This window comes from Acinetobacter sp. B-6, assembly GCF_056930735.1.
In genome coordinates, this window is sequence record NZ_JBXPBY010000003.1 from 28,335 (window position 1) to 39,645 (window position 11,311).

At 36.5% G+C, this 11,311-nt stretch carries 12 protein-coding genes; 6 read left to right on the plus strand and 6 right to left on the minus strand.

What is annotated here, in order from left to right; all coding sequences use genetic code 11:
- Positions 1 to 10 precede the first annotated feature (10 nt).
- From AC1Z3T_RS04440 to AC1Z3T_RS04450, 3 genes are all read right to left on the minus strand, one after another.
- Positions 11 to 943 (minus strand): alpha/beta fold hydrolase, encoded by a 933-nt coding sequence (locus AC1Z3T_RS04440; protein WP_483396474.1) that lies wholly within the window; start codon positions 941 to 943, stop codon positions 11 to 13.
- 478 nt (positions 944 to 1,421) lie between these two features.
- Positions 1,422 to 1,880, minus strand: coding sequence for a DUF441 domain-containing protein (locus tag AC1Z3T_RS04445; protein WP_100885070.1), 459 nt, complete (start codon positions 1,878 to 1,880; stop codon positions 1,422 to 1,424).
- Positions 1,881 to 1,989: 109 nt separating this feature from the next.
- On the minus strand, positions 1,990 to 2,448 hold the full coding sequence (locus AC1Z3T_RS04450; protein WP_004831026.1) for an Rrf2 family transcriptional regulator: 459 nt from the start codon (positions 2,446 to 2,448) through the stop codon (positions 1,990 to 1,992).
- Between the two features lie 104 nt (positions 2,449 to 2,552).
- On the opposite strand from AC1Z3T_RS04450, the gene AC1Z3T_RS04455 reads away from it, so the two are divergent.
- The gene (locus AC1Z3T_RS04455) at positions 2,553 to 3,461 is read left to right on the plus strand and encodes an NAD(P)/FAD-dependent oxidoreductase (RefSeq protein WP_100885071.1); all 909 of its coding nucleotides are present in this window, start codon (positions 2,553 to 2,555) and stop codon (positions 3,459 to 3,461) included.
- A gap of 104 nt (positions 3,462 to 3,565) precedes the next feature.
- Positions 3,566 to 4,288, plus strand: a complete 723-nt coding sequence (locus AC1Z3T_RS04460; RefSeq protein ID WP_100885072.1) for a pseudouridine synthase — start codon at positions 3,566 to 3,568, stop codon at positions 4,286 to 4,288.
- A gap of 425 nt (positions 4,289 to 4,713) precedes the next feature.
- Here AC1Z3T_RS04460 and AC1Z3T_RS04465 read toward each other — a convergent pair whose 3' ends face one another.
- The 3 genes from AC1Z3T_RS04465 to AC1Z3T_RS04475 all read right to left on the minus strand — a co-directional run bounded on the left by AC1Z3T_RS04465 (position 4,714) and on the right by AC1Z3T_RS04475 (position 6,590).
- Positions 4,714 to 5,157, minus strand: a complete 444-nt coding sequence (locus AC1Z3T_RS04465) for a GNAT family N-acetyltransferase (RefSeq protein ID WP_004831023.1) — start codon at positions 5,155 to 5,157, stop codon at positions 4,714 to 4,716.
- A 96-nt stretch (positions 5,158 to 5,253) separates the two neighbouring features.
- Positions 5,254 to 5,565: a type II toxin-antitoxin system RelB/DinJ family antitoxin gene (locus AC1Z3T_RS04470; protein ID WP_004831022.1), complete on the minus strand. Its 312-nt coding sequence runs from the start codon at positions 5,563 to 5,565 to the stop codon at positions 5,254 to 5,256.
- A 107-nt stretch (positions 5,566 to 5,672) separates the two neighbouring features.
- Positions 5,673 to 6,590, minus strand: a complete 918-nt coding sequence (locus AC1Z3T_RS04475) for a pseudouridine synthase (RefSeq protein ID WP_483396475.1) — start codon at positions 6,588 to 6,590, stop codon at positions 5,673 to 5,675.
- 144 nt (positions 6,591 to 6,734) lie between these two features.
- Here AC1Z3T_RS04475 and tsaE point away from each other — a divergent pair, with 144 nt between their 5' ends.
- From tsaE to hfq, 4 genes are all read left to right on the plus strand, one after another.
- The gene (gene tsaE, locus AC1Z3T_RS04480) at positions 6,735 to 7,199 is read left to right on the plus strand and encodes a tRNA (adenosine(37)-N6)-threonylcarbamoyltransferase complex ATPase subunit type 1 TsaE (protein ID WP_100885074.1); all 465 of its coding nucleotides are present in this window, start codon (positions 6,735 to 6,737) and stop codon (positions 7,197 to 7,199) included.
- Positions 7,200 to 7,264: 65 nt separating this feature from the next.
- Complete coding sequence (mutL, locus tag AC1Z3T_RS04485) at positions 7,265 to 9,301, plus strand: DNA mismatch repair endonuclease MutL (protein WP_317808083.1); 2,037 nt, start codon at positions 7,265 to 7,267, stop codon at positions 9,299 to 9,301.
- Positions 9,302 to 9,307: 6 nt separating this feature from the next.
- Positions 9,308 to 10,252 carry a tRNA (adenosine(37)-N6)-dimethylallyltransferase MiaA gene (gene miaA, locus AC1Z3T_RS04490; protein ID WP_042087241.1) on the plus strand — a complete coding sequence of 315 codons (945 nt, stop codon included), beginning with the start codon at positions 9,308 to 9,310 and terminating at the stop codon, positions 10,250 to 10,252.
- 92 nt (positions 10,253 to 10,344) lie between these two features.
- Complete coding sequence (gene hfq / locus AC1Z3T_RS04495; RefSeq protein WP_151713038.1) at positions 10,345 to 10,857, plus strand: RNA chaperone Hfq; 513 nt, start codon at positions 10,345 to 10,347, stop codon at positions 10,855 to 10,857.
- Positions 10,858 to 11,311: the final 454 nt, after the last annotated feature.

Here is an 11,311-nt window from a genome sequence, read left to right on the forward strand (position 1 = left end):
AATCCCTATTTTAATCTCTGAGGGTTTCCATGAGATATTGATAGTGACTACTCAAAATATCTTTATAGGCTTGGGAATGATGTAACCAAGGTAAATGACCAGAATTTACAACATTAAAGACAGTTGCTGTCGGATAACGATCAATTACAAAATGTTTGCTGTTGGTGTATATGTCCTGATCACCATATAGGATGGTAATTTTAAAATCAACTTGGGTTAAGCCTTTGAGCAGTGGGTATTTAATAATTTCAGCTCTGGTTTTATTGATGGCTTTTGCTTTTAATAAAGAAAAATCTTCGGTCTGTTCAATATTTTCTGTGGAGATAAATTCTGCATGATAGTTTTTCATGACTTGTCTAAAGAGGTTTTGATAAGCTTTATCAAAACCAAGCATTCCTAAAAAACTATATATTCCCATTTTTGTCCATTGCCAAGAACTGACCTTGGATTTATTGAATTGCATCACTTCGTTTTCAGTTTGCTGCCACTGTGTGTTTGTTCCAGATCCCGGGTTACATAAAAACAGACTGAGTAAATGATCGGGATATTTTTCTGTATAGACTTGAGCGTAAAGTCCACCCCAAGAATGTCCCCATAAGTGAAACTTATCAATTTTATAAAATTTACGTACCGTTTCAATATCATTGAGATATGCCTCTAATGAGTAATCTCCGCTTATACACGGGGATTTTTTTGTACCTCTTTGATGAAATACAATGATTTGAAACTGGTGCTTAAAATATTCTACAACTTCTGTAAGGTCACTTGGAAAACCCGGTCCGCCATGCAATAAGATAATGCTTTCTTTTCCAAGTAGGGGATAGATACGGCTAAATAAAGTATCACCACGATAATCAAGGATACTTGATTCTAAATACTTATGTATTTTTACAATCTGGGTATTTGAAGGTTGTTTTAAGGTTTCTTTTGTAATTTTTGTCATGTTTAATACAGCCCCGTCTTGAGTTTGGATTACTTAAAATTTTTTAAGGTAAAAGAATTTCTTTGTTTAAGAATAATTTTTCCGCTCTAAATAGGTTTAGATAGAGAGATCGATAATTTCTTTAATATTACCGAATAAAAAGCATGATTTGGTGGAAGAAAATTCAACGATTAGGATGAATTTTTGTACTGTTGATAATGTGTGATATTTGATTATGTTATTAATTTTATTTGATATTTTTTCTATTTTTTGCAGTTTGTCAGATTTTAATTTTATGATTTATCCAAGTAAAATCAGAGGATCATTATTTTATTAATGAAGTAAAAGTTAAAACTTGACCAATTGAACATGCTTTGTAGCAAAAAATCAGTTCTATTGATTACTCTACATTACACAGTTACCCATCAGCATGATTTTAATCTATATCTGGCAATGGTGGGCGGCTTAAACTTTTCAGAATTTTTTGTTTGAAGATTTTTTAATATTTACCAATCAATAACGATAAGATGCCAGCTGCAATCAGTGGACCCACAGGAACACCTCTCAGTAATGCTACTCCAGCTACTGTACCAATCAATAAACCTGCTACGACATTGGGTTGGCTGGTCATTAAGGAAACACCGCGCCCACCTAACCATGCGACCAATAGTCCAATTGCAATTGCAGTCAGAGATTTCCAATGCATAAATGATTTTAGGATGACATCGCCTGGAATTTTCCCACTGGCAATCGGGGTAAGAACACCAATTGTTAAAATGATAATTCCGACCTCCAAACCGTGAGTTTGTAATAAAGGAAAAAACTCACTTAATGGCGTGATTCGAAAGACAATTAATACGCCAGCAGCGATAGTCACTGCTGTATTGTGACTGAAAATACCACAAGCCAATAAAACAAGAAGCACGATTAAATTTAGATCTAGACTAGAAAGGCTCATTAATATTCATCATTTACAATTCATTCCAACAGCGCATTATACTAAAAACAACACAGGTAGGGCGTGAAGAGATCTATTTATTCGTATTAAAATTCTCAACAAAAGCAAATCAGTGCGCTGAAATATTGAAAGGTTTATTCTCCAATAAGTTCCATTGGTACTCAAAATCTTGCGCAAGTTTTGCTAAATTCGTTGATTTAAGTTGCTGTATTAAAATGTTTTGTGCCTCTAGCATTGCTTGATTTAAAGCAGTGTTTACCACACGTTCAACAAGACAGTTGGGCGTTTCTTGCTCATTCCCCATGGCAAAAATGGTGGGTTCACCGACAGCCTGATAAATATCATATAACGAAATTTCATTTAAATTTTGGATTAATGTCCAACCACCGCCAGGTCCTTTATCGGCATGTACAAATCCCGCTTTTTTTAAACCCGACATAGTACGTCTAACCACGACAGGATTGGTGTCGAGCATTACTGCAATCTGTTCTGATGTGAATGGTTTTTTTTCACGTGCCATATGTAATAGCACATGTAACATCCGGGAAAGTTTACTGTCTTTGCGCATGATATGCACACTCCTTAATTTAGCATTAATTGTAACATCAAAAGTTGCAATTTTAAAAATAAAGCAATATAGTAACTTTAAAAGTTACATATAGGGGTTTAAAAATGAAATATGACGTGATGATCATTGGTGGAAGTTTTGCAGGTTTATCTGCGGCTTTACCTTTAGCAAGAGCTAGAAAAAAAGTATTGGTGGTAGATGCGGGTTTACGTAGAAATAGGTTTGCGGCGCATTCACATAATTTTCTGAGCCAAGATGGACAGGAGCCTTCTGCAATCATTGCGGCAGCAAAGCAACAGTTAGAAAAATATTCAAGCATTACTTGGTTGAATGCATCTGTTATCGACGTACAGGCAATGAATGATGATTATGAGGTTTTTACAGAAGATGAAAATAATAAGCGCGACCTGATTCAAGCTGAAAAATTGATTATTGCAGCAGGTGTGAAAGATGATTTACCAGAAATAGAAGGCTTGACTGAGCGTTGGGGAAAGAGTGTATTCCATTGTCCATATTGTGACGGCTATGAATTAAATCTTGGTCAACTCGGGATGTTATATTCTGGTTCGCATTCTCTTCATATGGCTTTAATGCTACCTGATTGGGGCAATACAACATTATTCCTCAATGCTGCAGTTTCAATTGATACAATCGAGCCTGCAATTTTGGAGCAATTAAATCAACGCCATGTGAAGTTAGATACTCGTAAAATCGCCAAGATCGAAAATCATTGTGATTTGAAATTTGAAAATGGTGACCAGACTCAATTGGATGGATTATTTGTCTCTACTTTTATGAGAATTAATTCACCTTGGATTAGAAAACTAGGTTTGGATATAGATCGTAATGAATATAGTGAAGCAATCTTAACCAATGCTACAAAGCAGACCAATTTAAAAAACATTTACGCATGTGGGGACATCACACGTTCAGGTGGTTCTGTTGCATTCTCTGTTGCTGATGGTGCAATGGCTGGGGTAGCAGCGCATAAATCATTTGTATTTGGTGGCTAGTGTCTATGCATGATGAAGTGATCATGCTGATAAAATACGAATCTCGATTGGGTTTCGATTCACGATACTTTAAACTGTGTCATGAATTTTTAAGGTATTGATTTATGTTTTTGGAAAAAATGTTGCAATCACAAGGTTTTGGTTCTAGAAAGCATTGCCAGCAATTAATCAAGAATGGTGCAATTCAAATTCAAAACGAGGTTATTTCTGATCCAAAGTTTAAACTTGATTTAGATCATTTAGAATTTTCGGTGTATCAGCAAACATTTCAATATCGAGAACAAGTTTATATCGCTTTAAATAAACCGCAGAATTATGAATGTTCACATCAATCTACTCATCATTTCAGTGTTTTTGATCTGTTTGATGATGTATTGATGAATCGTGGTCTACAAAGTGTAGGGCGCTTAGATCAGGATACCACAGGTTTATTACTATTCACTGATGATGGTCAGTTTTTACAAGCCTTGACGCATCCTAAAAAACATGTGCCTAAAGTTTATCAAATACAAACTGTTGACCCGATCACGGATGAGCAAATTCAACAACTTGAGCAAGGCGTTGAACTGCGTAATGAAAAAGGGCTTTTTGCAGCAACAGATGTACAACGTCTTGCTGAACATGCGTTAAAAATAACTGTACATCAAGGTGTTTATCATCAAGTGAAACGAATGCTTGCTGCGGTAGGCAACAAAGTTGAGCGTTTACATCGTGCCCAAGTAGGACAATTGGTACTGAATGATTTGCCTGAAGGAGAATGGCTATATCTAAATGAAGCCCAAGTGGTGGCTGCAAAAAATAAATCAGATGATTTATCTGAAGTTTAATCATAGTTAGCAAAGTCTGAGGCTTCACTGATGATTAGTTTTAGATAGACTATGGTCAAACCGCCTGATTATTCATACAAGTGATTGGATTTTAATCATGCATACCTAATGAACTTTATGATTTTTATACAATTTACTAGAAGATTTGGTGATTCATTTATTTTGTACTTTTGAATCATCGATGTTCGGTGTAGCGTGAGGCGACATGGATGTCGCCATGTTGAGCGGGGTATATGAGCATAAACAAAGCACTGCTTTATTTACAGCATAAGAGTACAGTATTGCCTAAACAAATCTATTTAAACTTTTGAGATATAAACTGTGGCAATGAAAGCTTTATTGCACTTCATCTGACAATCTAACAGCATTAATAATCCAAAATTCACCTTTTAGTGTTAAAACTAAAACGCCTGCAAGAAATAGAATTACTTCAAGAAACAATGATAGGTTTGAAACTCGTTATCTTTGACAAAACCCATTTGTTCGTACAATTGATGGGAATGGTAATTGTTTTTTTGTGTTTCTAAACTAATACGCTGTGCATCTTCATGTCTTGCAAATAGAATGGCTGTATCAATCAGCTGTTTGGCAGAACCTTGTCTGCGATAAACCGGAGTGACATATACATCATCTAAAATATAGTATTTAGAACAGGATACAGATGTAAAACCCTGATAAAGTAGAACAAAACCTGTAAAAACATCATCTTTTACATGAATAAAGATGACACTTTCCTTATTCTCAAAACGTTGTTTAAGAAAATCAAGAGATTGTTTAAGATTGGAAGATGCACCATAAAATTGGCGATATTCATCAAATAAAACAGCAAGTTGATCTAAATCTTCTTTGGTCGCGCGTCTCACGATCATTTATATACTCCTTGCAATGATTTTTTATCTTTGCAAAAGAGCATAACTAAAAAATAGAAAATTAAAGTGAATGAATTGTTTAAAATTGCGACACTGTTAATTTTTGTCACTTTCGCCCAAGATCGCATTTAACTCTGCAAACAAATCTTCGTCATCATCACTTAAGTCAACAGCAGTACTTGTTTGTCCATTCTGTTGTTCTTGCTTGAGTTTTCTTAATTTTAATATCTGGTCCATATTGATATTTTGGTTTTCAATTGCAAATGGAATAGATTTGGTGATTACGACTTGTTTAAAAAAAAGTCGAACTGCTTGAGCAGGGGTGATGCCTAATTGTTTAAAAACGGCAAAAGCAAGTTTTTTTTCTTGTGAATCAAGGCGTACTTGATAAACTTCGGTTTTTCTCATGAATGTTAACCAAACAAAATTTAAGTTTGAATGCCTATTTTAATCAAAGCTTGCGTAATTTCAATCTCTAATCATCAAAAAGTCCTATATTTGTCATTACGTCAACATTACAGTGTCAATTCATAGGCAGAACAAAAACATAACGCTTGCATTGTAATCGGATCAATAAACTCAATTTTCTGGGCTAAAAGTTGTAAAGGTTGTGAGAAATCATGAGGATCTTTATGCAATACAGTTGGATAAAATGGATCATTTTTGATGGGCAAATTCAGCCAATTGAGATGTACACGTAGTTGGTGCTGCTTTCCTGTAATTGGTTTTAATAAATATTTAGCCCATACCTGATCATGTTCAATAAGATGAATTTCAGTTTGTGAGTTGGTTATGCCTTCGGTTACTTTCATGGTATAGAAAGGTTCACCTTTCTCCATTCTTAATGCAACCTGACATGGGAAGCTGAGGTTTGGGTTATAAGCGGCAATGGCATGGTAGGTCTTTTTTACCTGACGATCAGCAAACATTTGCTGGTAAATACCACGAGTTTGTGGACGCTTGGAGAATAACACGACTCCAGCTGTTTCACGGTCTAAACGATGTATAGGTGTCAAGTCTGCATTATTGGTGGTTTTTTTTAAGCGAACTAAAAGGGTCTCTTGAATATATTGTCCTGATGGGCTAATGGTTAGAAAGTGGGGTTTATCAACCACCAGTAGATCATCATTTTCATAAAGAATTTTTTCCTGAAATGGCACCTGAACTTCGTGGTTGAGAAAACGATAATAATAAATATGAGTATTTTCGATATAAGGATGCTCTATACTGAGGGTTTGACCATGCATATCCAAAATTAAATGATCATCAAAACGCTGCCTCCATTCATTGGCAGTAATATGCGGAAAGTGCTCACACAAAAATACAAATAGACTTTGTGGGGATTTTTCTAATTGAGGTAAATATACTTTAGATGCTGTTACACCATTCCTCATTGGTGGTTGAAAGTCTGAAAGAGAAGTATATTGTTTCATGGTGATACTGGATGTCATTAAGATTGTAATTGCTATTGAAGTCAGCTTGAACAGGTCAAAACATGATTTCTCAACAATGCAACATAGGTTTTAAAGTCGTGCAATGCTATCATATTGTCTGGTTTGAATCATGTTGTGAGCGTTATGCAGTATTCCTCTAGATTAAGTCTAAGCAATGAACAAGACACTCAAAAGTTAGCGCAAAAACTGGCGCAACATATTGCAAAAGGCGTAATTTATCTCATCGGTGATCTTGGCGCGGGTAAAACAACATTAACGCGCTATTGGTTGCAAAGTTTAGGGCATCAAGGTGCAGTTAAAAGTCCAACATATACATTGGTGGAGCCTTATAGCATTCAAGCTAAGGATGTATTTCATTTTGATTTGTATCGTTTAAATGATCCTTATGAATTAGAATTGATGGGAATACGTGATTATTTAGACCAAACAGATGCATTATTCTTATTTGAGTGGCCTTCGAAAGGTGGAGATGAAATTCCAAAAGCTGATCATGTCATTACGATCTTAAAAGGAGCAGATGAAACTGTGCGTGAAGTAAGCATAGAAAGTACATCTTCTCAGTTGGTTCAAGAATTAATGCGCTTTTAATTCAGTTAAATTCTAACTATAAAAAATTTTCGTTTTTAGATTCATTTAATGATCAGGTGAATTGAATGCAACATGAAGATATCAGTTTAAGACGTATCCAAACTTTAAATCCAGCATTGGCGAACCAAATTGCAGCAGGCGAGGTAATCGAACGCCCATCTTCTGTGGTTAAAGAGTTAGTTGAAAACTCAATTGATGCCGGTGCGACTGAATTGATTGTTCGTGTTGCTAATGGAGGGAGTACGCTCATTGAAATTATTGACAATGGGCGAGGCATTCATCCTGAGGATTTGGCGCTTTCCGTAACACGACACGCAACCAGTAAAATTCAGTCTGCTGAAGATTTACACGCAATAGTAAGTTTAGGTTTTCGTGGTGAAGCACTGGCATCGATTGCTGCTGTTTCTCGGTTAACCTTAACCAGCAGCCAAGATGATTCAGGTGTTGGCTATCAGCTTGAAGTAAATGGTACGGCGTTTGATCATCAGGATATACAGGCAGTTGCAGCGCAACAAGGCACACATATTCGTATTCAGGATTTATTTTTTAATGTACCGGCACGCCGCAAATTCTTAAAAAAGCCAGGAACTGAATTTGGACATATCGAAGAAATTGTCCGCCGTATGGCATTGACTCATTTTGATATACGTTTTGTGTTGGAACATAACGATAATATTCGTTTGAATTTACCTATTGCCGACAGTGGCGAGTTACGATTCCAACGTGTACAGCAATTATTGGGGCGTCAATTTACTGAAAATGCTTATTGGATTGATGCTGATAGTATTAGTATGCGTTTATCAGGTTGGTTGGGACATCCATCAGATGCACGTGCCCAAGCTGATTTGCAATATGTTTATGTGAATGGACGCATTGTTAAAGATAAAACCATTTCACACGCGTTACGCATGGCATACGATGGTATTCTCCACGGACATCAACATGCTGCATATTTGCTTTTTTTAGAAGTTGACCCTGAAAATATTGATGTCAATGTTCATCCTACTAAACATGAAATTCGTTTTTTAAATCAGCGTGAAGTGCACGAGTTTGTACGCCATTTTGCTAAAGAAACCCTGTCAAAATTTCAAACAGCGACAGCAGAATTAGCTTCGGCAATGAAACAAGAGGAATCTCAACAAAATCATTGGCAACAACCTCAACCGCGTTATCAAGAGCAGTTTCAGCTTCATCGTGATCGCACAGTATCAGATACTGTAGATCAACAGCAGGAGTATGAAAATAGCCTAAGCAATTCAGATTCTCGGATTTTGCAAAATGATGGTTTAACAGATTTTAGTCATACACAACCGCAAACTGTACATTATGCTGCAAATCAGCCCCAACAGCAGTATCATGGATCACAGCAACTCAATAATGCCTTAAAGAGCTATTTGGCACCGCTCCGTGAAAATAGTGATATTGCCGAATTGGATCAACCACTCACAGATCAAGCCTCTTATGATCAGTCTGTACAGCAAATTGTCAATAAGTCTAATCAACCACAGGTTGATGAATATCCTTTAGGTATTGCTATTGCACAATTGCACGGTATTTATATCCTTGCGCAAAATACTGAAGGATTGATTATTGTAGATATGCATGCTGCACATGAACGTATTCTTTTACAACAGATGAAATCTGCATGGGACAAACCTGAGTTTTGGACTTCTCAACAATTGCTTATTCCTAAAGTGATCTCAATTACACGTATGCAGGCCACACGTGTTGATGATTTAAAACCTCAACTTGAGCGTTTAGGTTTGGAAATAGATCAGTATGGGGATGATCAGGTCATTGTCCGTGGCGTACCTGCAATTTTACATAAAGCTGACTTTGGTGCTTTAGTTCCTGAATTGCTGAATGATCTTGATCCGAACGATGAAGCACAAGCACTTCAACAAAAGCGAGATCAAATTTTGGCCGGTATGGCTTGTCATGGTGCAGTGAGAGCACACCGCATGCTAAGCCTGTCAGAAATGAATGCTTTATTGCGTCAGATGGAACAAACAGAATTTGCCAGCCAATGTAATCATGGTCGACCAACATGGCGTGCATTTCCACTTTCACAACTGGATAAATTATTTGCTCGAGGAGAGTAGTTTTACATGTCGAATCAATTGCCCGTCATCAATTTAATGGGACCAACTGCAAGTGGAAAAACCGCTTTGGCATGTGAATTATATGAACAGGGGAATTATGAGTTAATTTCTGTGGATTCTGCACTGGTTTATCAAGAGATGGATATTGGAACAGCTAAGCCAACAAAAGCGGAACAGGAGCGTTATCCGCATCATTTAATTGATATTATTACACCATTAGAAGTTTATTCTGCGGCAGAGTTTGTTGAAGATGCAAGTCGTTTGATTGATGATATTCATGCAAAAGGGAAAACACCCATCTTGGTGGGCGGAACAATGCTTTACTTCAAGGCATTGCTTGAAGGTCTTTCCAATAACCTACCGAGTGCTGATTATGAGATTCGCGCTGCGATTGAGTTAAAAGGCGAAACTGAGGGCTGGCAGGCAGTCTATGATGAATTAAAATCAGTAGATACGCTGGCAGGTGAAAAGTTTAAGGTCAGTGATAAACAACGAATTATTCGTGCTTTAGAAGTTTACAAAATCACAGGTCGTCCAATTACACAATTACAGGCAGAACAGCCTAAAAAGCAACCTTATCGTTACAATTTTCATAATTATGCTTTAGTCCCTGACAGAGTAGAATTACATAAACGGATCGAGTTGCGATTGGAAAAAATGTGGGAAATCGGTTTTTTGAATGAAGTCGAATACCTTATGAAAAAATACGATCTCGATGAAAATTTACCCTCAGCACGCTCGGTTGGTTACCGTCAAGCGATAGATTTTTTAAAAAACAGTGATTTGAGTCAAGAAAAAATGCAAGAAATGAAGGATAAAGCGCTATTTGCGACACGACAATTAGCCAAACGTCAATACACTTGGTTACGTTCTTTGCAAGAATTACACTCTTTTCAAACTTATTTCACGATAAAGCAAGCTCAAGAAGACTTGCGAAACTTATACGGATAAAGCAAAATTTAACAACTGCCTTTTTTATAAATTTTAATTGAAAAATAAAGGCAGTTTTTGCGCTGATTTTAAATTTTTTTTTGGAGTATAAAATGTCTAAAGGTCAAACTTTACAAGATCCGTTCTTAAATTCTCTCCGTAAAGAACGTATTCCGGTTTCTATCTTTCTTGTAAACGGTATCAAATTACAAGGTCACATTGAATCTTTTGACCAGTATGTTGTTTTGTTGAAAAACACTGTAAGCCAAATGGTTTATAAGCATGCGATTTCTACTGTTGTACCTGCACGTAATCCACGTCCTGCTGGTGCTCCTGCTGGTGCTCAAGGCGCTGCTGGTGGTTTCGGTGGTCAAGCTGGTGGTTTCGGTGGTCAAGCTGGTGGCTTCGGTAGCCAAGGTGGCTTCGGTGGTCAAGGTGGCTTCGGTGGTCAAGGTGGCTTCGGTGGTCAAGGTGGCTTCGGTAGTCAAGGTGGCTTCGGTGGTCAACAAGGTGGCTTCGGCGGTCAAGGTGGCTTCGGTGGTCAAGGTGGCTTCGGTGGTCAAGGTTCTGACTTTGGCGGCGAAGGTAAATTTGAAGATTCACAAGAAGATGAAAACAATCGTTAATTTCTAAATGTAGAAATTGATTGTAAAAAAGAGGCTGTTTTAACAGTCTCTTGATGCATTAAAAAAACCGCAATATGATTGAATATTAATCATTTTGCGGTTTTTTATTTAGCGATTACTATTAGGGGTTGTAAATTAAATTTTGGCTCATGATTGTACTAAAATGTGGATTTTAATAATCATTCCATCATAATAAATTAAGGTATAGTTAAATAGTCTGATCCTTAATACCCTATAAACTTTATACTTTTTATATAAAATATTAGAAGATTTTGGTCATTTATTTATTTGCACTTTTGAATGATTGATCATCTTTTTTATCGTGAAGTGGCATGAAAGTCGTCATGTTGAGCGAAGATATATGAGTAAAAATAAAGTGTTGCTTTGTTTGCTGTGAAAGAATGCAGTTTAATTACTTTCAAGTGTACTATTCTTATAAACTTATAAAAAAAAC

Coding starts and splice junctions, on each gene's coding strand:
- AC1Z3T_RS04440 (WP_483396474.1), bottom strand. CDS start 943: ATGACAAAAATTACAAAAGAAACCTTAAAACAACCTTCAAATACCCAG.
- AC1Z3T_RS04445 (WP_100885070.1), bottom strand. CDS start 1,880: ATGAGCCTTTCTAGTCTAGATCTAAATTTAATCGTGCTTCTTGTTTTA.
- AC1Z3T_RS04450 (WP_004831026.1), bottom strand. CDS start 2,448: ATGCGCAAAGACAGTAAACTTTCCCGGATGTTACATGTGCTATTACAT.
- AC1Z3T_RS04455 (WP_100885071.1), top strand. CDS start 2,553: ATGAAATATGACGTGATGATCATTGGTGGAAGTTTTGCAGGTTTATCT.
- AC1Z3T_RS04460 (WP_100885072.1), top strand. CDS start 3,566: ATGTTTTTGGAAAAAATGTTGCAATCACAAGGTTTTGGTTCTAGAAAG.
- AC1Z3T_RS04465 (WP_004831023.1), bottom strand. CDS start 5,157: ATGATCGTGAGACGCGCGACCAAAGAAGATTTAGATCAACTTGCTGTT.
- AC1Z3T_RS04470 (WP_004831022.1), bottom strand. CDS start 5,565: ATGAGAAAAACCGAAGTTTATCAAGTACGCCTTGATTCACAAGAAAAA.
- AC1Z3T_RS04475 (WP_483396475.1), bottom strand. CDS start 6,590: ATGAAACAATATACTTCTCTTTCAGACTTTCAACCACCAATGAGGAAT.
- tsaE (WP_100885074.1), top strand. CDS start 6,735: ATGCAGTATTCCTCTAGATTAAGTCTAAGCAATGAACAAGACACTCAA.
- mutL (WP_317808083.1), top strand. CDS start 7,265: ATGCAACATGAAGATATCAGTTTAAGACGTATCCAAACTTTAAATCCA.
- miaA (WP_042087241.1), top strand. CDS start 9,308: ATGTCGAATCAATTGCCCGTCATCAATTTAATGGGACCAACTGCAAGT.
- hfq (WP_151713038.1), top strand. CDS start 10,345: ATGTCTAAAGGTCAAACTTTACAAGATCCGTTCTTAAATTCTCTCCGT.